General features: G+C 65.3%; 17 protein-coding genes and 1 pseudogene. 11 read left to right on the forward strand and 7 right to left on the reverse strand.

Features of this window, described 5'->3' with window-relative positions; genetic code table 11:
* The first annotated feature begins 9 nt into the window (after window positions 1–9).
* Window positions 10–759: an electron transfer flavoprotein subunit beta/FixA family protein gene (locus J8I82_RS04750; protein ID WP_209754855.1), complete on the forward strand. Its 750-nt coding sequence runs from the start codon at window positions 10–12 to the stop codon at window positions 757–759.
* A 2-nt stretch (window positions 760–761) separates the two neighbouring features.
* Window positions 762–1,691, forward strand: coding sequence for an electron transfer flavoprotein subunit alpha/FixB family protein (locus J8I82_RS04755; RefSeq protein WP_209754857.1), 930 nt, complete (start codon window positions 762–764; stop codon window positions 1,689–1,691).
* A gap of 146 nt (window positions 1,692–1,837) precedes the next feature.
* Here J8I82_RS04755 and hutG read toward each other — a convergent pair whose 3' ends face one another.
* Window positions 1,838–2,635 carry an N-formylglutamate deformylase gene (gene hutG / locus J8I82_RS04760; protein WP_209754859.1) on the reverse strand — a complete coding sequence of 266 codons (798 nt, stop codon included), beginning with the start codon at window positions 2,633–2,635 and terminating at the stop codon, window positions 1,838–1,840.
* Window positions 2,636–2,891: 256 nt separating this feature from the next.
* Here hutG and J8I82_RS04765 point away from each other — a divergent pair, with 256 nt between their 5' ends.
* The 6 genes from J8I82_RS04765 (at window position 2,892) to J8I82_RS04790 (ending at window position 7,749) form a co-directional block, all read left to right on the forward strand.
* Window positions 2,892–4,190: an MFS transporter gene (locus J8I82_RS04765; RefSeq protein WP_209754861.1), complete on the forward strand. Its 1,299-nt coding sequence runs from the start codon at window positions 2,892–2,894 to the stop codon at window positions 4,188–4,190.
* 208 nt (window positions 4,191–4,398) lie between these two features.
* Window positions 4,399–5,337 carry a LysR family transcriptional regulator gene (locus J8I82_RS04770; protein ID WP_284182902.1) on the forward strand — a complete coding sequence of 313 codons (939 nt, stop codon included), beginning with the start codon at window positions 4,399–4,401 and terminating at the stop codon, window positions 5,335–5,337.
* A 20-nt stretch (window positions 5,338–5,357) separates the two neighbouring features.
* Window positions 5,358–6,671, forward strand: a complete 1,314-nt coding sequence (locus tag J8I82_RS04775) for an NAD(P)/FAD-dependent oxidoreductase (RefSeq protein WP_209754863.1) — start codon at window positions 5,358–5,360, stop codon at window positions 6,669–6,671.
* 28 nt (window positions 6,672–6,699) lie between these two features.
* Window positions 6,700–7,053 (forward strand): RidA family protein, encoded by a 354-nt coding sequence (locus J8I82_RS04780; RefSeq protein WP_209754865.1) that lies wholly within the window; start codon window positions 6,700–6,702, stop codon window positions 7,051–7,053.
* 43 nt (window positions 7,054–7,096) lie between these two features.
* Window positions 7,097–7,282, forward strand: a complete 186-nt coding sequence (locus tag J8I82_RS04785; RefSeq protein WP_209754867.1) for a hypothetical protein — start codon at window positions 7,097–7,099, stop codon at window positions 7,280–7,282.
* Window positions 7,283–7,530: 248 nt separating this feature from the next.
* Window positions 7,531–7,749, forward strand: a complete 219-nt coding sequence (locus J8I82_RS04790; RefSeq protein ID WP_209754869.1) for a hypothetical protein — start codon at window positions 7,531–7,533, stop codon at window positions 7,747–7,749.
* An 81-nt stretch (window positions 7,750–7,830) separates the two neighbouring features.
* Here the strand turns inward: J8I82_RS04790 and J8I82_RS04795 are convergent, their stop codons facing one another.
* The gene (locus J8I82_RS04795; protein WP_209754871.1) at window positions 7,831–10,068 is read right to left on the reverse strand and encodes an NADP-dependent isocitrate dehydrogenase; all 2,238 of its coding nucleotides are present in this window, start codon (window positions 10,066–10,068) and stop codon (window positions 7,831–7,833) included.
* Between the two features lie 302 nt (window positions 10,069–10,370).
* Here J8I82_RS04795 and J8I82_RS04800 point away from each other — a divergent pair.
* Window positions 10,371–10,784 (forward strand): annotated as a pseudogene (locus tag J8I82_RS04800) (esterase-like activity of phytase family protein); the annotation flags it as partial.
* A gap of 125 nt (window positions 10,785–10,909) precedes the next feature.
* Here the strand turns inward: J8I82_RS04800 and J8I82_RS04805 are convergent.
* Window positions 10,910–12,451 (reverse strand): methyl-accepting chemotaxis protein, encoded by a 1,542-nt coding sequence (locus tag J8I82_RS04805; protein ID WP_209754873.1) that lies wholly within the window; start codon window positions 12,449–12,451, stop codon window positions 10,910–10,912.
* A 272-nt stretch (window positions 12,452–12,723) separates the two neighbouring features.
* Here J8I82_RS04805 and J8I82_RS04810 point away from each other — a divergent pair, with 272 nt between their 5' ends.
* Both J8I82_RS04810 and J8I82_RS04815 read left to right on the forward strand, forming a co-directional pair.
* A complete protein-coding gene (locus J8I82_RS04810) occupies window positions 12,724–13,155 on the forward strand; it encodes a phasin family protein (protein WP_209754875.1) in 432 nt (143 codons plus the stop codon).
* Window positions 13,156–13,179: 24 nt separating this feature from the next.
* Window positions 13,180–14,925: a SulP family inorganic anion transporter gene (locus J8I82_RS04815; RefSeq protein WP_209754877.1), complete on the forward strand. Its 1,746-nt coding sequence runs from the start codon at window positions 13,180–13,182 to the stop codon at window positions 14,923–14,925.
* A 44-nt stretch (window positions 14,926–14,969) separates the two neighbouring features.
* Here J8I82_RS04815 and gdhA read toward each other — a convergent pair whose 3' ends face one another.
* The 4 genes from gdhA to phnA all read right to left on the reverse strand — a co-directional run bounded on the left by gdhA (window position 14,970) and on the right by phnA (window position 20,408).
* Entirely contained in the window at window positions 14,970–16,313 is a 1,344-nt protein-coding gene (gene gdhA / locus J8I82_RS04820; RefSeq protein ID WP_209754879.1) for an NADP-specific glutamate dehydrogenase, read from the reverse strand.
* 289 nt (window positions 16,314–16,602) lie between these two features.
* Window positions 16,603–17,358 (reverse strand): DeoR/GlpR family DNA-binding transcription regulator, encoded by a 756-nt coding sequence (locus J8I82_RS04825; RefSeq protein ID WP_209754881.1) that lies wholly within the window; start codon window positions 17,356–17,358, stop codon window positions 16,603–16,605.
* Between the two features lie 227 nt (window positions 17,359–17,585).
* The gene (gene phnY / locus J8I82_RS04830) at window positions 17,586–19,049 is read right to left on the reverse strand and encodes a phosphonoacetaldehyde dehydrogenase (protein ID WP_209754883.1); all 1,464 of its coding nucleotides are present in this window, start codon (window positions 19,047–19,049) and stop codon (window positions 17,586–17,588) included.
* Window positions 19,050–19,139: 90 nt separating this feature from the next.
* Complete coding sequence (phnA, locus tag J8I82_RS04835; RefSeq protein ID WP_209754886.1) at window positions 19,140–20,408, reverse strand: phosphonoacetate hydrolase; 1,269 nt, start codon at window positions 20,406–20,408, stop codon at window positions 19,140–19,142.
* Between the last annotated feature and the right edge of the window lie 28 nt (window positions 20,409–20,436).

The raw sequence follows: 20,436 nt of genomic DNA on the forward strand, positions 1-20,436 counted from the left end.
GAATATGCAATGAAAGTTATCGCAGCAGTCAAACGAGTGGTGGACTACAACGTCAAGGTCCGCGTCAAGTCGGACCAGACCGGTGTCGACATCGGCAACGTCAAGATGTCCATCAACCCGTTCGATGAAATCGCCGTCGAAGCGGCCACCCGCATGAAGGAAGCCGGCGTGGCTTCCGAAGTGATCGCCGTGTCGTGCGGCACCACGCAAAGCCAGGAGACGCTGCGCACCGCGCTGGCGATCGGTGCCGATCGCGGCATCCTGGTCGAAACCGACGCAGAACTGCAGTCCCTCGCCGTCGCCAAGCTGCTCAAGGCCGTCGTCGACAAGGAGCAGCCCGCCCTGGTCATCCTGGGCAAGCAAGCCATCGATGACGATGCGGGCCAGACGGGTCAGCTGCTGGCCGCGCTGCTCGATTGGCCCCAGGCCACCTTCGCCAGCCAGATCGAAGTGAACGACGGCTGGGCAACGGTGACGCGGGAAGTCGACGGGGGCCAGGAAGTCATTGCGCTGAAGCTTCCGGCGATCGTCACGACGGACCTGCGCCTCAACGAGCCGCGCTACGTGACGCTGCCGAACATCATGAAGGCGAAGAAGAAGCCGCTGGACATCGTGACCGCCGCAGCGCTGAACGTCGATCCCAGCCCGCGCCTGAAAACGCTCCGCGTCGAAGAGCCTGCCGCCCGCAAGCCGGGCGTCGTCGTGCCAGACGTCGCCACCCTCATCGCCAAACTGAAAAACGAAGCAAAGGTGATCTAACCATGACGACCCTCGTTATTGCCGAACACGACAACACCCAGCTCAAGGGCGCGACGTACAACACGGTCAGCGCTGCCTTGAAGATCGGCGCACCCGTCCACGTGCTGGTAGCGGGCCTTGCAGCGCAAGCCGCGGCAGAAGCGGCCAGCCGCATCCAGGGCGCCGACAAGGTCATTCTGGTGGATGCCCCCCACTTTGCCGACGCGCTGGCGGAGAACGTCGCGGCGCAGGTGGTCGCGCTGGCGCCTGCATATACGCACATCTTCTTCGCGGCGACACCCTCCGGCAAGAACGTTGCGCCTCGCGTCGCAGCCAGGCTCGATGTGTCCCAGATCTCCGAGATCGTCACCGTCGAAGCCGCCGACACCTTCAAACGCCCGATCTACGCGGGCAACGCCATCGCGACGGTGCAGTCCACCGACGCAGTCGTCGTCGCCACGGTGCGCGCGACGGCCTTCGATGCCGCGCCGGCGGACGGCGGCAACGCGGCGATCGAGCAGGCACCGGCAGTCGGCGACAGCGGCCTGTCCAGGTTCGTTCGCCGCGACCTGGTGAAGAGCGACCGACCCGACCTGACGAGCGCCAAGGTAGTGGTGTCTGGCGGACGGGGCCTGGGCAGTGCCGAGAACTTTGCGCTGCTGAATCCGCTGGCCGAGAAGCTCAACGCTGCCATTGGCGCCTCGCGCGCCGCGGTGGACTCCGGATTCGCGCCGAACGACCTGCAGATCGGCCAGACCGGGAAAATTGTCGCGCCCGAGCTGTATATTGCAGTTGGCATTTCCGGTGCCATCCAGCATCTGGCGGGTATGAAGGACTCGAAGGTGATCGTCGCGGTCAACAAGGATCCGGAAGCACCGATCTTTGGTGTCGCTGACTATGGCATTGTCGGCGATCTGTTTGAAGTGCTTCCTCAGCTGACCGGCAACGTCTGAAGCGGGAATGCGTTAGCACCTTGACGCCCGCATGGGTACGGTGCTTTCTCCTCGCACCCGCTTCGTCTCCCAGCAAAAATGGACCTCAATCGAGGTCCATTCATGCCTGGTGCAGCCGACGGTTCCCCTGCCGGCGCCCAATGGGCCTACGTCTCGCGAACCGCTGCCAGGGCAGCCCGGACCATGCGCTCGACCACGGGCTTGACGCCTTCGGCCAGATCGTCCCGATATTCGAACGGCGCCAGCTCATTCATGTAAGTGGACTGGCACATCTCGAGCTGAATCGCGTGGATGCCTTGCCCGGGATTACCGTAGTGGCGGGTGATATAGCCGCCCTTGAACCGCCCGTTCGCGACCCAGCTGAAGGGCTGGTCGGACAGCGTCGCAGTGACCGCCTGGAGGATGTGTGGCGCACAGCTCTTCCCCGAATCCGTACCGAGATTGAGATCGGGCAGCTTGCCGTCGAACAGCCGCGGAAGCTCGCTCGCAATGGAGTGCCCTTCCCAAAGGAGTACCGCGCCGAATTCCGCCTTCAGCCGCGCGAGTTCACTTTCGAGCTTTGCATGATATGGCAGCCAGTAAGTCTCCAGGCGTTCCGCAGCAGTGGCAGCATCCGGCCCCTTTTCATTCCGGTACAACGGCTCGCCGCGAAACGTCTCGGTCGGGAACAGCCCCGTCGTGGTCTGGCCGGGATAAAGGCTCTCGCCCGACGCCGGACGATTCAGGTCCACCACATAGCGGGAGTAGCGGGCGCATAGCACCGACGCACCGATGGCCTCGGCGAAAGCATAGATGCGGTCCAGGTGCCAGTCGGTGTCCGATACCTCGGCCGCGTGGGGATTCATTTCTGCCTGGATCTCCGGCGGGATTTCCCTACCCAGGTGAGGGATCGAAATGAGTATGGGCGCCGTGCCCTTTCTGAACTTGTATTGGGTATCGGTCATCGCATTGTTTCCTCGCAAACGGGCACAGGCCTCGAACTTCGACCATAGGTCGGCCAAAAGGATCCCGCCGGATCATTAGCCGCGATGAAGCTCTGCATCACGACTGCTGATCCAGATACCGCAGCACCGAACCCGGCGCAGAGAATATCTTGCGGGTAGCGCGGGCGCGATGCTGGTGAACAGGGCGAGCCCGCTGGCCCGACCGTCGTTTCCCATCCCGGGCACAATCCAAGAAACCTACCAGCCAGCAATACCAATGTTCCCCCGAGACCTGCCGAATTCCGTCGCAACGGAAAATCCGGAGGCTGACCGTCCAGGTCCGCTGTCCGAAGCCTCTCTGCTTGGTGCCGTCCACAACAGCCCGCCTTCCGGGGCGGCGGTGGTCACGTGCCCATCCGCCAGTGTATATCCGGGACTCCTCGGACTGCTTGCGGCTTACGGGGTGTTCATCGTAGGTAACGGGCTTTTCACCAGCGCGATCCCGTTCCAGATGCTGCGCTTCAACGCGCCAACCACGCTGATCGGCGTGGTCCAGTCCTGCTACTACGGCGGCTTCATTCTGGGCGCATTCTTCACCCGCGCACTGATCGAGCGCATTGGCCAGCATCGTGCATTCGTAGCGTTCGCTGCCACGGCATCGCTGTTTGCGATGGCCTTCTCCTTGTCCGACTCCACACTCAGCCTCTGTGCCTTCCGCCTGGGAACCGGATTCGCGCTGATGGGCATCTATACCACGGTGGAGAGCTGGCTCAACGGCTCGGTGCCGAACTCGATGCGCGGCAGCGTCTTCGGTTCCTATCAGGCCATCAACTTCCTGGCCGTGGGCGCTGGCCAGCTCCTGCTGAATGTCGGTGCGCCAGGCAGCCAGGCACAACTCCTTCTCGTCATTGCGCTATTCACCGCCGCGGTGCTGCCGATCACGATCATGCAAGGATGGCCGTCACGGGTGCCGGACAAGCGCCTTGCAAGGACCGATGCCAACGCGTGGACCGACAGCGTGCGCGACATGATGCACAAGGCGCCTGTCGCCGTGCCCGGTTGCATTCTCGCCGGCCTTCTTTATGGCACCTTCTACTCCCTGATGCCGGTGTACCTTGCCCGCAGCGGGTTTTCGATCGCGGAACTTTCCCTGGTAACCGGTGGTTCGCTCATGTGCGCCCTGTTCAGCCAATGGCCAGTCGGAAGGCTATCGGACCGCATGAACCGATGCGCGCTCTCCGCCCGGCTGGCCGTAGGCTCGGCTTGCGTGAGCTTGCCACCTGTCATCATGGAGTCGTCCTGGCTCGCCACGGCGTCGACATTCCTGTTTGTCGCAATGACTTTCACGCAATACGGCCTGATCGCCTCGCACGTCAACGATCGCACGTCGCCGGAGCATCGGGTAGCACTCAGCGCCATGCTGATCATCCTCTTCTCCATCGGTGGCCTCATTGGGCCGGCGCTGGTTTCAGCGATGATGACCGAGTTCGGACAGAACGCCTTGCACCTCTTCAATGCCGCGGCATCGCTGTCGCTGGCCTGCTTCACCTGGGACGAAAGCCGGCGTACCAGGTAACTGCCTGCACCCCTGCGCACAACGCGTCGCAGGGCTCCGATGCACCTCCAGGGCGCCTCATGCCTCCGTGGCGCCCCAACTTGGGGGACAAAACAAGGCTTTCTGAATTCTGTCATTAGCCTTCTTAATACTGGTGCTGCAAGCTGGTGCGATGGCCTAGCATCTCCTCTACTAACGAGGAGACATCGTGAACGAGTTGCGGTTTGACGTGCGCTCTCTGCGTGTATTTGAAGCGGTAGCCAGGAGCGGCAGTGTGTCCATGGCGGCAAGCAAGCTTGGCGTCACGCAGTCAGCCGTGTCGCAGGCCATCATGCAGATCGAGGAACTGCTCGGCACCAAGGTGCTCGACCGCGCGCGCCGGCCGATGAAGCTGACGCCCGCCGGCATGGCGCTGCGGCGCCACGGGCATAACGTCGTCGATGAGATGGACCGGCTGCTGGCACTGGTTCGCGCATCGGACCTTGTCAATCGCCCGGAGATCCGCATCGGCATGGTCGACTCGTACGCGGCAACCGTCGGGCCAGCCGTCATCAAGGAAGCCATCCAGAAGGGAAACCAGGTGCTGCTTTGGTCCGGCCTGGCCGACAGCCACGCGCAAGCGCTGCTGCAGCGGCAACTCGACCTGATTGTCACCTCGGATCCGATGGATGACAGCGAGAACCTGGTGCGACGGCCATTGTTCACCGAGCCGTTCGTCATCGTGCTGCCCGCCGCCCGACGCAGCCAGTTTCGCGACGGCGACCTGCGACAACTGGCGCGCGAGCTTCCGCTGGTGCGCTTCAGCACCAGATCTCACTACGGTGCCCTCACGGAGCGCTATCTGCGACGCTGCGGCATTACCGCAAAGCGGCATATCGAGATCGATGCCTCCGACCTGGTGCTGGCGATGGTGACCGCCGACCTCGGCTGGGCCATCACCACACCTCTTGTCCTCTTGCAGAACCGCGCGCATCTCGACAATGTGCACATCCTGCCGATCAAGGGCCCGCCCCTGGCGCGGACGATCTACCAGATATCACGTGCCGGCGAATATGAGGAGACCGGAGAGTTCTTCTACCAGGCGAGCCGCCATGTCCTTGCTGACAACGTTCTTGCCGAGATTGCCAGCGTCATGCCGGCGGTCGGTGCCACATTGCATCTCAACTAGTCATTCCGAACTGAAGATCTATGTCATCCATTGATTCATCCGTCGGCATGTACCCGACATACCAGCAGCGCTCTGGCTGGAACGCCATGTTGCCGCCGCGGCGGCCGCGAACTTTGGCGGCCACACGCCGGTTTGGCATTATCGTGATCGGCGGCGGCTATACCGGTCTTGCCGCGGCGCGGCGCGTTGCGGAATTGCGCCCCAACGAGCAAGTGCTGGTGCTGGAAGCCGCCACGGTCGGTGAAGGATCTTCCGGCCGCAACTCCGGCTTCATCATCAACGTGCCGCACAACACCAGGATGGGTGGCCATACCAGTCCCGTCGAAGTCGCCCGCAAGCAGATCCGCATGTACGACGCCGGGCTGCGCTGGCTCGAGCAGGCAGTGCGCGAACACGGCATTGATTGCGGCTGGAATCCGATCGGCAAATTCCATGCGGCAGCCAGCGAGGCAGGAGTGGAAAACCTCCAGGCCACGCTAAGCCAATACCGCGACTGGGGCGTGGCCTACACGGAGTTCGACCGGTCCGCGCTTGAACAGAAGCTTGGCACCAGCTATTACCGATACGGCTATCACGCGCCGAACAACGTCTTTGTCCAGCCCGCGGCGCTGATCCGGGGACTCGCAGATTCCCTGCCGGCCAATGTCCTGCTGGCGGAGAACGAGCCCGTGGTCTCGCTGAGCCATGCCGCACCCTTCAAGGTCAGGACGATCCGCGCGGAGTACACCGCCGATCGCGTCATGCTCGCCAACAACGGCTTCGCCAAAGCGCTTGGCATTCTGCGCGACCGGCTCATCACCATTTTCACCTACGCCGCCGTGACACCCCGGCTGCCGGAGGCCGAGCTCGCAAAACTCGGCGACGCCGCCGAATGGGGAGTCATCCCTGCCAACCGGCTCGGCACGACACTGCGCCGCATTCGGGACGGGCGCTTCATGGTGCGCAGTGCGTACTCGTATGAACGTGAGCAATCGTCGAGCGAAACGCTGGCCTTGCTGACGCAAAGCTATCAGCGCCGCTATCCCGATATGCGTTCCCACCAGTTCGAGTACGTCTGGGGCGGAACAACGGCTTTGACACGCAATGGCGCCACGTTTTTCGGGCAGATCAAGCCGGGACTCTTCGCTTCACTGGGCTGCAATGGCGCCGGCGTTCTCAAGGGCAGCACGTACGGCAGGCTGCTTGGCGAACTGGCCCTCGACGAGCATTCCTCGTACCTGGCCGATGCACTCAGCCTGGAAGGACCCAGCTGGCTGCCGCCGGAGCCGTTCCGGCGCATCGGCGTCGTATCTGCCATCCGATACCAGGCTTCGCAAGCGGGCCCTGAACGCTAGATTTCAACCACCACACCGAGAAACCGATATGCCTGACATTCATCGTAGTCATGTAGGAAAGCGCTTGTCCCAGGCCGCCGTGCACCAGGGCGTGCTGTACCTCGCAGGCCAGGTGCCTAGCGACATCTCGCAGGACATGGCGGGGCAAACCCGCCAGGTGCTGGCATCGGTGGACGCGCTGCTGGCCGAGCACGGCTCGGACAAATCCCGCATCCTGTCCTGCCAGATCTTCCTCACCGATATGTCGCAAGTTGCGGCGATGAACGAAGTCTGGGATGCATGGGTGATCCCGGGCCATACCCCGCCACGCGCGACAGTCGGCGCTACGCTCGCGTCGCCTGACAAGCTTATCGAGGTGGTCATCGTGGCGGCTGCTGGTTGAGCGGACCAGGAACGCCAAGCGAGCGCCTCTTCAGGAGTAGCAGATGACAGTCAACATGCCTTCCCTCAACAGCGTGACCGGACGTGAGCCCGGCAATCGATACGCCAGGAATACTCGGCCCTATATGGCGAGCAATAACGCAGTGCGCAGGAAACCATCGGAAGTCCTGATGCACAACTCGAACGACCGTCCCGATGTCGCCGACATCGCCGTGCTGGGCTACAACTGAGCACAGCGGCCCCATCTTGGGGACGGCCGAGACCAAGTCCGGTTCATGCAACATGGTTCCGGGAGGCGCCCTGCGCCTCGTGCGATGCATTGAGGCGGCAAGACGCGCCCGGGGACAGCGCCTTGATCGAGGCCGCCGGGCTGAGTACATGGCAAGCAGAAGGTCGCTGTCAACATGTGGCGCATGCGCTGGCTGCGTCGCGCGCTGTCCGTGCGTGCTACAGTGCCGCATCGAACGGACAAGACCGGATGACACTCTGCACTGCCTGCCAGGCCATCGAACGCCACCGCCGCGGCGCCCCCGGGCATGCCGCGCTGCGCATTACCGATACCCAACGCATCAAGCCGCCCGGGTCAGCCGCCGTGACCATCAGCACCTTTGTGTGCCAGGACTGCGGCGCGCGCTGGACTTACCGGGACCAGAAAAAGGGCACGGAGCAAGGCTGGGAAGTGCAGCCGGACACTTAATCCAGCCCGGAAAAGAAAAAACCCCGGGGACTTCGTACCCGGGGTTGCGTCCCTGCCGGCCCGCCATGCGGGCCGGTCCGATCAGCCAGTGACCGACGCCAGCGCGGCGTTCAGCGTCTGGCTCGGGCGCATCGCTGCGCTGAGCTTGGCTGCGTCCGGCTGGTAGTAGCCACCGATGTCGACCGGCTTGCCTTGTACCGCAGCCAGCTCGGCCACGATGTTCTGCTCGTTGTCGGTCAGCGTCTTGGCCAGCGGCGCGAACTTGGCGGCCAGTTCCGCGTCGTCCGACTGGGCGGCCAGTTCCTGGGCCCAGTACATCGCCAGGTAGAACTGGCTGCCGCGGTTATCCAGCTGGCCGGTCTTGGGCGACGGGCTCTTGTTGTTGTCGAGCAGCTTGCCGGTGGCGGCATCCAGTGTCTTCGCCAGGATCTTGGCGCGGGCATTGCCCGTCTTGATGCCGACGTCTTCCAGCGACACCGCCAGCGCCAGGAACTCGCCCAGCGAATCCCAGCGCAGGTGGTTCTCTTCCACCAGCTGCTTGACGTGCTTCGGAGCCGAACCGCCGGCGCCCGTTTCATACATGCCGCCGCCGGCCATCAGCGGAACGATCGACAGCATCTTGGCGCTGGTGCCCAGTTCCATGATCGGGAACAGGTCGGTCAGGTAATCGCGCAGGATGTTGCCGGTCACCGAGATGGTGTCCAGGCCGCGGATCACGCGTTCCAGCGTGTAGCGCATGGCGCGCACCTGCGACATGATCTGGATGTCCAGGCCGTTGGTGTCGTAGTCCTTCAGGTAGGTGTCGACCTTCTTGATCAGTTCGGCCTCGTGCGGACGGTACGGGTCCAGCCAGAACACGGCCGGCATGCCCGAGTTGCGCGCGCGCGTGACGGCCAGCTTGACCCAGTCGCGGATCGGGGCGTCCTTGACCTGGCACATGCGCCAGATGTCGCCCTGCTCGACGGTCTGCGTCAGCAGCACTTCATTGGTGGCCACGTCGACGATGTTGGCCACGCCGTCTTCGGAGATCTCGAAGGTCTTGTCGTGCGAGCCGTATTCCTCGGCCTTCTGTGCCATCAGGCCGACGTTCGGCACCGTGCCCATGGTGGTCGGGTCGAAGTTGCCGTTGGTCTTGCAGAAATTGATGATTTCCTGGTAGATGCGGGCAAAGGTGCTTTCGGGAATCACGGCCTTGGTGTCCTTCGGACGGCCGTCGGCACCCCACATCTTGCCGCCGATGCGGATCATGGCCGGCATCGACGCATCGACGATCACGTCGTTCGGCGCGTGCAGGTTCGAGATGCCCTTGGCCGAATCGACCATCGCCAGTTCAGGGCGATGCTCGTGGCAGGCGTGCAGGTCGCGGATGATCTCTTCGCGCTTGGAGCTGGGCAGCGACTCGATCTTCTCGTACAGGTTGACCAGGCCGTTGTTGACGTTGACGCCCAGTTCGTCGAACAGCGCGCCGTGCTTGGCGAAGGCTTCCTTGTAGAAGATCTTGACGGCGTGGCCGAACACGATCGGGTGCGACACCTTCATCATGGTCGCCTTGACGTGCAGCGACAGCATCACGCCGGTGGCGCGGGCGTCTTCGAACTGCTCTTCATAGAAGTCGCACAGCGCCTTCTTGCTCATGAACATGCTGTCGATGATCTCGCCGTCCTGCAGCGAAACCTTGGGCTTGAGCACGATGGTCTTGCCGCTCTTGGTGACCAGCTCCATCTTGACGTCGCGCGCCTTGTCGAGCGTCAGCGACTTCTCGCCGTGGTAGAAGTCGCCGTGCTTCATGTGGGCCACGTGCGTGCGCGAGGCCATGCTCCACTCGCCCATGCTGTGCGGGTGCTTGCGCGCGAAATTCTTGACCGCGGCCGGGGCGCGGCGGTCGGAGTTGCCTTCGCGCAGGACCGGGTTCACGGCCGAGCCCAGGCACTTGGAATAGCGCTTCTGGATGGCCTTCTCTTCGTCGTTCTTCGGGTCTTCCGGATAGTCCGGCACCTTGTAGCCCTTGCCCTGCAGCTCGCGGATGGCGCTGACCAGCTGGTGCACCGAGGCGCTGATGTTGGGCAGCTTGATGATGTTGGTTTCCGGCAGCTGCGTCAGCTTGCCCAGCTCGGCCAGGTTGTCCGGCACGCGCTGTTCCTCGGTCAGGAATTCGGGAAACTCGCCCAGGATACGGCCGGCGACGGAGATGTCGCTGGTGGTGACATTGATGCCGGCCGGCTTGGTGAAGGTCTGGATGATCGGGAGGAACGCACTGGTCGCCAGCAGCGGGGCTTCGTCGGTCAGCGTGTAGATGATGGTGGGTTGCTGGGTACTCATTGCTTCTCTCAGATCCTCTATCGGTGGGTGGGATATCTGCCTGCCGGGCTGTGGGGTCCCTGGCAGGGCAACAAACTCAAACTAGGCGAAAAATAGAATTTTGCCTCAGTTTGCTTTCAGGAGTCTGAAAACCACCGTTTTTTGCGCGGCAATCGGGCAGAAAATCGGGCCCGCGCCCGGCCTGTGGCGCCCGATTTCGCCGGTTGCACCCGAACGGTGCCGGCCAGGCCCCCAAATTGACATTTCGGGACAACCTGTCGCCCGGGCCGCCAACCTCCGAAGTGCGCCCGACGTATCACGCTTTTGTGCTGGAAGGCGCCAGCCGCGCCATCGGCGACTTCAACATGATCGACGCCAGCCATGGCCTGATCATCGAGCGCGACAACGGCGAGGGCACGCCGGACAAGGGCTGCCCGGCCGGGCAGAAGCGGCCGGATTGCTTCGATAATGTGGCGAAGTTCAAGCGTGTCTACAAGGTCGAACTGACCGACGCCAATGCCGGCGGGCCGGTGCGCAAGATCGGCTATGTCGACTTGCTGCGCATTGCCGACCCGCGCAAGCTGGCGCGCAAGCTGCTGACCGACGGGGTGCTGGCGTTCCCGTTCTTCACCATCGAGGACGTCGAGGTGGTCGACGCCACGCATATCGTGGTCGGCAACGACAACAACCTGCCCTTCAGCAGCAGCCGCGAACCGAATCGCGCGGATGACAATGAGCGGGAGAGGGGTTGGAGGAGAGGGCCGGCGCGTGGCAAGCACGACGCCGCGTCACTTCGTGGCAACGCTGCCCTCTCCCCCGCCCCTCTCCCTGAGGGAGAGGGGAGAAAACCGGCGGCTCGCCTTCAGGCCGCCAGCCTGAACGTCGCCACCGCTTCCTTCAGCCGCTGCGCCTGCTCCTCCAGCGAACCCGCCGCCGCGGCCGCCTCTTCCACCAGCGCCGCGTTCTGCTGCGTCACCGTATCCATCTGCGTCACCGCCTGGTTCACCTGCTCGATCCCCGAACTTTGCTCGGCCGACGCCGCGCTGATTTCACCCATGATGTCGGTCACGCGCTTGACCGCCGCGACGATCTCTTCCATGGTCTGGCCTGACTGCGTCACCAGCATGGAGCCCTTCTCGACGCGATCGACCGAATCCCCGATCAGTGCCTTGATCTCCTTGGCCGCGGTCGCGCTGCGCTGCGCCAGGCTGCGCACTTCGCCCGCCACCACGGCAAAGCCCCGGCCCTGCTCGCCGGCACGCGCCGCTTCCACTGCCGCATTCAGCGCCAGGATATTGGTCTGGAAGGCAATGCCTTCGATCACGGCAATGATGTCGACCACCTTCTTCGACGCGCCGTTGATCTCTTCCATGGTCTCGGCCACCTTGCCCGCGACTGCGCCGCCCTTCTCGGCGATGTCCGAGGCATTGACCGCCAGCGTGCTGGCCTGGCGCGCATTGTCCGCGTTCTGGCGCACGATGCTGGTCAGCTCTTCCATGCTGGCCGCGGTCTGCTGCAGCGACGAGGCCTGTTCCTCAGTACGCTGCGACAGGTCGGTGTTGCCGGCCGCGATCTGGCTGGTGCCCGACACGATCGACTCGGTGCCCGCGCGCACCTGGCGCACGATGCGCAGGATATTGGCGTTCATGTCGGCCAATGCCTGCAGCAACTGGCCGGTTTCGTCGCGGCTGTCGACCTCGATGCGGCTGGTGAGATCGCCGGAAGCGACGGTGCGGGCCACCGCCACCGCGCGATGCAGCGGGCGCGTGATGCCGCTGGTCAGCCAGATCGAGAGCGCAATGCCGATCCCGAGCACCACCACGCCCAGCACGATCAGGCTGTTGCGCGCATTGACGTAGATGCCGTTGATCTCGCGCGCGGTGGCGTCGATGCTGGTGCGCTGGATGTCGAGCAGCTTCTGGATCTCGGCGAGGTAGGCGTCGCCGGCGGGGACAAACTCTTTCTCCAGCACCTGGTTGGCCTCTTCGGTCAGGCCTTCCTGCTTGAGCCTGGTGATCTTGTCGCGGCCGTTGTTGTATGGGTCGCGCACGCTCAGGATCTTCTGGAACGCGGCCTTTTCCTGCTCGGAACCGAGCATCGGCTGCAGCTTGTCGCGCAGCTGCGCGATGCCTTCGATCGACGCCTTGGTCTCGGCCGCAAAGAACTGGCCCAGCGACGGGTCGGCGCTGCGCGCCACCGCGGTGGTGCGGCGCACGCTGGTGTGCATGAGCCGGTACCAGTCACTGACCAGCCGCTCCTTGGTCAGCGGCTGCTGCATCATCGCGTGGGTGCGCTCTGCCACCTGCTGCAGGCGCATCATGCCAAATACCGTCATGAGCGCTGACAGCAGCAATACCACCCCAAAGCCGATGCCGAGGCGGACCCCGATTCCCAGATTCTTCATATCTTCTACCTGATTAGGACTGGTTATGGCGAAGTGCCGGCGCTCGGTGGGCGCGGCGTTCTCCGCTCTTGTCGTCCGCGGGCGGGCCCGATGGGCCGGCGCAGGTGCGGGCTATGGATAGCAACGGCTTCGGGGGCCGAAACTTTAGGGTCTTCCTCGATTGACGGCGAGAACTGTGCGGATTGCGGCTATAGTGGAGGGATTCCCGGCGCCGGGGCCGTCCAGCCGGCTCGCGCCGCCGTTGCTCACGCTTTCCCACCTGGAGATCCAGCATGGCCACGCCTCCCAATCCTTTTGCCGATTTCACCAAGCTGATGGAACAGTTCCGCGTGCCGGGCCTCGACATGAACGCCGTGATCGAGGCGCGCCGCAAGGATATCGAGGCCTTGACCGAGGCCAACCAGCTGGCCTACGCCGGCATGCAGGCCGTGATGCAGAAGCAGCAGGAAATCTTCATGCAGACCATGCAGCAGCTGCAGGCCGCGGCGCAGCAGTACGGCACCGCCGGCAATCCGGCCGAGGCGATGGCCAGGCAGGGCGAGCTGGTGCAGCAGGCACTGCACCAGGCATTCGAGAACATGCGCGAGCTGGCCGTGACCGCGCAGAAGGCGCAGGCCGAGGCGCTGGCCATCATCGGCAAGCGCGCCGAGCAGAACGTCAAGGAGGCCGGCGAGCTGTTCAAGCAGCCCGGAAGAAAGGCCTAGCGGCCGGCCGTGGTATCGGACGGCTTGCCGGCGCGGTCCCGCAACCTGCTGCGCGCCACGCTGGCGCGCCTGATGCCCGGCGCCGCCGAGCTGCTGCACTACCGCCGCGCCGATTTCGGCGTGGACCTGCAGGCCGGCGTGTCGGTGGCCGCGGTCAGCCTGCCGATCAGCGTGGCCTATGCCCAGCTTGCGGGATTCAGCCCGGTGGTGGGCCTGTACAGCGTGGTCTTGCCGATGCTGGCCTATGCGCTGTTCGGCTCGTCCCGCCAGATGATCGTCGGGCCCGACGCTGCCACCTGCGCCATGATCGCGGCGACGCTGTCGCCGCTGGCGCTGCCCGACAGCGAGGCCTACCGGGCGCTGTCGGTTTCCCTGACCTTGCTGACCGGCGTGTTCTGTGTGCTCGCCGGCAAATTCAGGCTGGGGTTTCTTGCCGACTTTCTGTCGGTGCCGATCCTGGCCGGCCTGCTCAACGGCGTAGCCATCAATATTGCCTTCAGCCAGCTCGGCAAGGTCACCGGACTGGCGCTGGCCGGCCGCGACGTGATCGGCCAGGCGGAGTCGCTGCTGCGGCAGCTCGGCGGCATCCACTGGCCCACCGCCGCGCTGGCCGCGCTGACGCTGGCGGTGTACTTCGGTGCCCGGGCCTGGCAGCCGCGCGCGCCGGGGGCGTTGTTCGCGCTCGCGGTGGCGACCTTTGTCACATGGATGCTGGGATTGCAGGGGCTGGGGGTGCAAGTGATCGGCCCGGTGCCCGCCGGCCTGCCGCCGCTGATCGCGCCGTCGATGCCGCACGAGCTGTTCGGCACGCTGTTCCCGGCCGCTGCCGCGCTGGCGCTGGTGTCGCTCAGCAGCGGCCTGCTGACCAGCCGCAGCTTCGCCGCGCGCAACGGCTACAGTATCGATGCCAGCCAGGAATTCATCGGCATCGGCGCGGCCAGCATCGCCAGCGCGCTCAGCCAGGGCTTCGCGGTCAGCGGCTCGAGTTCGCGCACCGCCATCAATGAGGCCGCCGGCGGGCGCACGCGCATGGTGTCGGTGATCGGCGCCCTGGCCGTGCTGCTGGTGTTGCTGTTTCTCACCGACCTGCTGGCCGCACTGCCCGCGGCGGCGCTCGGCGCGATCCTGATCGCGTCGGCGTTCAGCCTGTTCGACTTCGGCGGCCTGATGGCGCTGCGCCGCTACAGCCGCAGCGAGCATGGCATTGCGCTGGTCACGGTGGCGGGCGTGGTGCTGCTGGGCGTGATGTCGGGAATCCTGCTGGCGGTGGCCATTGCCCTGCTGCGCTTCCTGGCGCAGATGGCGCGGCCCGGCGAGCAGCAGCTAGGCCTGTGGAGCGGGCACGACGGTTTCTACGAACTCGCCCACTACCCCGCGGCCAGGGCCGTGCCGGGCCTGCTGATCTACCGCTTCGAGTCGCCGCTGACGTTCTTCAACGCGGATTTCGTGCGCCAGCGCGTCCTCGCGCTGGCGGCGCTGCATGACGCGCGCTGGGTGGTGATCGATGCCATTTCGATCGCGCACGTGGACCTGACCGGCGCCACCATGATGCGCGACCTGCAGGCCCAGCTCGCGGCCCGCGGCGCCCAGCTGGTGATCGCCGGGCGCACGGCGCAGCTGACCGCATGGCTGAGCCAGCGCGGCATCGCGCCGGACGGCACCGGGATTCTGTTCCATCCGTCCAAGCAGGCGGCGCTGGAGGCGTACCAGGCTGCGGGGCCGCACAGCGGCACCGGCTCGCCCCGCATCCCGGGCACCACAACCACCTGACGGGGCAAGCCGGCCGGCCTTGCACCGGCCGTCCGGTCAGGTCGTCAGATCACCCCTTGCGCCAGCATGGCATCCGCCACCTTGACGAAGCCGGCGATATTCGCGCCTTCCACGTAGTTGATATACCCGCCCGCCTTCTGCCCGTGGTGGATGCAGTTCTGGTGGATGTCCTTCATGATCGCGTGCAGCTTCTCGTCGACCTCGGCGTGGTGCCACGACAGGCGCATCGCGTTCTGCGACATCTCCAGGCCGGAGGTCGCCACGCCGCCGGCGTTGCTGGCCTTGCCCGGCGCGTAGAGAATCTTCGCGTCGACGAAGCGATCGACGGCTTCCAGCGTCGACGGCATGTTGGCGCCTTCGGCCACGCAGATCACGCCGTTGCCGAGCAGGGTTTCGGCATCGTTGCCGTCGAGCTCGTTCTGCGTTGCGCACGGCAGCGCGACGTCGGCGGGCACGTGCCAAGGGGTGCGGCCGGCCTCGAAGGTCATGCCGTGGCGGGCGGCAAAGTCGGTCAGGCGGCCGCGCTCTTCGTTCTTGAAGGCCATCACTTCAGCCAGCTGCTCGGTGGTCATGCCTTGCGGGTAGTGCAGCACGCCGCCGGAGTCCGACAGGGTCAGCACCCTGGCGCCCAGCTCGATCGCCTTCTCGGCAGCGTATTGCGCCACGTTGCCCGAGCCGGAGATCAGCACGCGCAGGCCGTCGAATGCGCGGCCGCGACGGTGCAGCATTTCCTGGGCGAAGTAGACGGTGCCATAGCCGGTGGCTTCCGGGCGCATCAGGCTGCCGCCATAGGCCAGGCCCTTGCCGGTAAACACGCAGGCGGACTGGTTCGACAGCTTCTTCATCATGCCGGCCATGAAGCCGACTTCACGCGCGCCCACGCCGATGTCGCCGGCCGGGATATCGGTGTCGGGGCCGAGGTGACGGTACAGCTCGGTCACCAGCGCCTGGCAGAAGCGCATCACTTCGCCGTCGGACTTGCCCTTGGGATCGAAGTCCGAGCCACCCTTGCCGCCGCCCATGGGCAGCGTGGTCAGCGCGTTCTTGAAGGTCTGCTCGAAGCCGAGGAATTTCAGCACCGACAGGTTCACGGTCGGGTGGAAGCGCATGCCGCCCTTGTACGGGCCGATCGCCGAGCTGTGCTGGACGCGGAAGGCGCGATTGACCTGCACCTGGTTGCGGTCATCGGTCCAGGCCACGCGGAACTGGATCACGCGCTCGGGCTCCACCAGCCGCTCGAGCAGGGCCTGGTCGGCGTAGCGCGGATTGCGCTCGACGAACGGCCAGAGCGTCATCATCACTTCCTTCACGGCCTGGAGGAATTCAGGTTGATTGGGGTCGCGGCGGGCGACCCCCGCCAGGAATGCGTCGAGGGAAGGAGCGTTCACGATGTCTCTGCTGTGCTGGTGCTGTGTCTGGTGTGACGGCGCTGCCGGCTGGTGCCGGTCTCTGGAGCCGCCTGGCGTTGCGCCGAGGGGAAGGTGGGTGGCCTCCGGTTGTCCAGACATCCACGGCATGCCGTGCTTGTCTGGCAACCCGAAACTGTAGCACCAGCATGGGGCATGTAGCAGTCAAAACACCTTTGACTGCCACGTGAAGGCTACATTTTGGTGCGAACAGCGGGGCTTTTTGTGCGATCAGCGCACAAATGCGATCGAAAAACGACTTACAGCAAGGCTAGGCGATCAGCAGCTTGGCGCCGCGCTCCTTCAGCGCTGCCCCGATTTCCGGCTCGGGCGCCATGTCCGTGATCAGCCACGCGGCCAGGTCGAAATGCTTGATCGTCACGCCGGTGTTGCGGCCGAACTTGGTGTGGTCCGCCACCACGCAAGCGGTGTCGGCGGCCATCAGCATGCGGCTGCGCAACTCGGCCGCTGCGCGCGAGAAGTCGCAGATCTCGCCGCGCGGGGTGACGCCGCCGATGCCGATAAAGGCAAAATCGGTGTGGTAGCGCGTCAGCTGCTCGATGGTGTCCCAGCCGTGGGTCGCATCCTCGTTGTCCTGCAGCTCGCCGCCGAGCACGATCACGCGGTTGCCGTTGCGCCGGCCCAGCAACTGGGCGATGGCGAGGTCGTTGGTGTAGACCAGCAGGTTGTGGTGGCCGAGCAGCGCCTGCGCCACCGCGTGGGTGGTGGTGCCGTAATCCAGGATCAGCGATGCACCGTCGCGCACCAGTTCCGCGGCGCGCACGCCAATGGCGCGCTTGCCTTCGGCATTGACCGCGGCGCGGGTCTGGGTGTCGGGCTCGGTGCGGTCCGAGGCGAGCGCGCCGCCGTGGGTCAGCACCAGCAGGCCGCGGCCCGCGAGCGTATTCAGGTCGCGCCGGATGGTCTCGCGCGAGACGTCGAGCTCGGCCACCAGTTCGCTGATGGCCAGCGCGCCGGTGGCGGAGAGCTGGTCGAGGATGTATTTCTGCCGTTGTTCGGCGAGCACGGGGACTCCGGGAGCGTCGGGGGATGGGCGGTGATTCTAGCGCAGCGGTCCGGGATCAACCGCTTGTGTGCTCCCTCTCCCGCTTGCGGGAGAGGGTTGGGGTGAGGGCCGGAGCATCAACGAAGTGACGCCGGTCGCCATTGCCAGCGCCCGCCCTCACCCCCGGCCCCTCTCCCGCAAGCGGGAGAGGGGAGCAAACCAGCGGTCGAATCAGCTTTCCTGGTACCTCACGCCCACGGCAACGTCACCGTCTTCAAATTGGTAAAACTCTTGGCCGCCTCCTGCACGCCTTCCTTGTACCCCAGCCCCGAGTCCTTGATGCCGCCGAACGGCGTCAGCTCGATGCGGTAGCCCGGCACTTCCCACAGGTTCACCGTGCCGACATGCAGCGAGTTGGCGATCTTCGTGAACGCCTCGATATCGTTCGTGCAGACCCCCGACGACAAGCCAAAGGCCGTGCCGTTGGAAATCCGGATCGCATCATCGACATCGCGGAACGTGATGATGGGCGATACCGGCCCGAAGGTCTCCTCGCGCACCACCGTCATCGCCGGGTCGACGCGGTCGATCACCGCAGGCGCGTAGCTGGCGCCATTGCGCTGGTTGCCGACCAGCAGCCGCGCACCCTGTGCCACCGCCTCGTTGACGCGTGCCTCGAACAGCATGGCGGCCTCTTCGTCGATCACCGTGCCCATGTCGACGCCACGGTCCATCGGGTCGCCGTACTTCCACGCGCGGGTCTTCTCCACCACCAGCTCGGTGAAGCGCGCCGCCACAGACTGGTGCACCAGCATGCGCTTGACCGCGGTGCAGCGCTGGCCCGAGTTCTTGTACGAGCCCTGCACCGCGAGGTCGGAGGCGCGCTCGAGATCGGCGTCGGCCAGCACGATCAGCGGATCGTTGCCGCCCAGCTCCAGCACCACGCGCTTGTAGCCGGCCTTGCTGGCGATGTACTTGCCGATCGCCACCCCGCCGGTGAAGGTGACGAGATCGACCGCCGGATGGGTGATCAGTTCGTCGGCGATCTCGCGCGGGTCGCCGGTGACGACCTGCAGCATCTGCGGCGGCAGCCCCGCCTCGTAAAGCAGGTCGGCCAGGTAGTACGCCGACAGGGGCACCTTTTCCGACGGCTTCAGCACCATGCGGTTGTTGGTGGCGATCGACGGCGCCACCTTGTGCGCCACCTGGTTCATCGGGTGGTTGAACGGGGTGATGGCGCAGATCACGCCGAGCAGCGGCTCGCGCTGCGTCAGCACGCGGCGCTTCTTGCCGTGCGGGGTCAGGTCGCAGGAGAACAGCTGGCCGTCGTCGCGCAGCGCCTCGGTGGCGGCGAAGCCGAGCACGTCGGCCACGCGGCCGATCTCGTACAGCGAGTCCTTCTTGGACAGGCCGGACTCCAGCGTGATCAGGTCCGACGCTTCTTCGGTGCGCTCGCGCAGCAGCGCGGCGGCGCGGTTCAGGATGGCGGCGCGCTCGTAGCGGGTCAGCGTGGAACGGTACGCCCGCGCCACGTCGAAGGCGCGGCGCACGTCGTCGATCGTGGCCTTTGGCACGGTACCCACCAGCGTGCCGTCATACGGGTTGCGCACCTCGATCACGCGCTCGCGCACGATCTTCTGGCCATCGATGCGCAGCGCCTCGGCGCGGAAGTGCGGGCTGAGATTGCCTGCAGGGAATTGGGGGGCGTTCATGGAATTCCTCCGGTCAGTACGGGTGCAGCGGCCCGTCGCGGGCCTCGGTGCGAGTCTCGGTGCGAGTCTCGGTGCAGGCTTGGTGCAGGCTTAGTGCAGGTGATTGAGCGCCACGTCGAAGATGTCGAAATTGCGCATCACGGACTTGCCGGGAATGCCGGCGGTCGGGCGGTTGAACACCAGCGGCACGGTCTGCTCCGAGACGCCGCCGTGCGAGCGCAGCGGCGCATCAAGCCCGGACAGGTCATGGCGGCTGTGGCTGGTGCCCAGCACCACGTGCTTGTCGCCGGTCACCACCAGGTCGCCCACGCGGTCGGACGGCAGCTCGAAGCGCGCGCAGGCTTCGGCGTTGTCCAGCACGCTTTCCACGCCCGGCAGCGCGGACAGCCGTGCCTTGAGCGCGTCGCGGTCGGCATCCTCCGGCAGGTAGACGGTGGCGTACGAGCCCAGCGCGCCGTGGTGGACCACGTAGGGATCGGTGATCGGCAGGATCACGCGCGCCCCGCCCTCTTCCACGCCGCGGCCAAGCCATGCATCCAGATGATCCTGCAGGTAGATCACGTTGGGCGCCTTGGTGGCGTCGTCATGCTTGGCGTTCATGCCGTGGTCGGCGGTCAGCGCCACCACGCAGCCAAGTTCGTCCAGGCGGGCCAGGTACTTGTCCATCATCGCGTAGAACGCGTTGGCGCCGTCCGAGCCGGGCGCGAACTTGTGCTGGATGTAGTCGGTAGTGGACAGGTACATCAGGTCGGGGCGGCGCGTTTCCATCAGCCGCACGCCGGCGGCGAAGACAAACTCGGACAGCTCGGCGCTATAGACATCGGGCACCGGCATGCCGACCAGTTCCAGCACGCCGTCGATGCCGTTCTCAGCCACCGTGGCCTGGTCGGCCTTCTCGGACGAGAAGCAGATGCCGCGCAAGCCGTGGCCGAGCAGCCGGCGCAGCTTGTCCTTGGCGGTCACGACCGCGACGCTGGCGCCGGCGTCGGCAAACGCGGCCAGGATGGTGCCCGCGCGCAGGTACTTGGGGTCGTTCATCATCACTTCCTCGCCGCGGCCCTCATTGGCGCTGCGGTCGAAGAAATAGTTGCCGCAGATGCCGTGCACCGCCGGCGGCGCTCCGGTGACGATGGAAAGGTTGTTCGGGTTGGTGAAGGTGGGCACCACGCACGCGCCGCGGAAGGACGAGCCGCTGGCGAGCAGCTGCCTGAGATAAGGCGCGCGGCCGCTGGCGGCGGCGGCTTCGAGGTAGTCGAACTCGCAACCGTCGACGCAGACCACCACGACGGGCTGCTGCATCCAGCGGTAGCTGCGCTGGTTGACGGTAATGCTGCGGGCGGGATCGTTGGTATCGGACATGTTGGCGGTCAGGTGTGCGTTGTTCGGG

The sequence above is a fragment of the Cupriavidus consociatus genome, assembly GCF_017814975.1.
Classification (GTDB): domain Bacteria; phylum Pseudomonadota; class Gammaproteobacteria; order Burkholderiales; family Burkholderiaceae; genus Cupriavidus; species Cupriavidus consociatus.

Bases quoted from the DNA above. Each gene is read 5' to 3' on its own strand.
- J8I82_RS04750 (WP_209754855.1), top strand. From the start codon at position 10: ATGAAAGTTATCGCAGCAGTCAAACGAGTGGTGGACTACAACGTCAAG.
- J8I82_RS04755 (WP_209754857.1), top strand. From the start codon at position 762: ATGACGACCCTCGTTATTGCCGAACACGACAACACCCAGCTCAAGGGC.
- hutG (WP_209754859.1), bottom strand. From the start codon at position 2,635: ATGACCGATACCCAATACAAGTTCAGAAAGGGCACGGCGCCCATACTC.
- J8I82_RS04765 (WP_209754861.1), top strand. From the start codon at position 2,892: ATGTTCCCCCGAGACCTGCCGAATTCCGTCGCAACGGAAAATCCGGAG.
- J8I82_RS04775 (WP_209754863.1), top strand. From the start codon at position 5,358: ATGTCATCCATTGATTCATCCGTCGGCATGTACCCGACATACCAGCAG.
- J8I82_RS04780 (WP_209754865.1), top strand. From the start codon at position 6,700: ATGCCTGACATTCATCGTAGTCATGTAGGAAAGCGCTTGTCCCAGGCC.
- J8I82_RS04785 (WP_209754867.1), top strand. From the start codon at position 7,097: ATGACAGTCAACATGCCTTCCCTCAACAGCGTGACCGGACGTGAGCCC.
- J8I82_RS04790 (WP_209754869.1), top strand. From the start codon at position 7,531: ATGACACTCTGCACTGCCTGCCAGGCCATCGAACGCCACCGCCGCGGC.
- J8I82_RS04795 (WP_209754871.1), bottom strand. From the start codon at position 10,068: ATGAGTACCCAGCAACCCACCATCATCTACACGCTGACCGACGAAGCC.
- J8I82_RS04805 (WP_209754873.1), bottom strand. From the start codon at position 12,451: ATGAAGAATCTGGGAATCGGGGTCCGCCTCGGCATCGGCTTTGGGGTG.
- J8I82_RS04810 (WP_209754875.1), top strand. From the start codon at position 12,724: ATGGCCACGCCTCCCAATCCTTTTGCCGATTTCACCAAGCTGATGGAA.
- phnY (WP_209754883.1), bottom strand. From the start codon at position 19,049: ATGAACGCCCCCCAATTCCCTGCAGGCAATCTCAGCCCGCACTTCCGC.
- phnA (WP_209754886.1), bottom strand. From the start codon at position 20,408: ATGTCCGATACCAACGATCCCGCCCGCAGCATTACCGTCAACCAGCGC.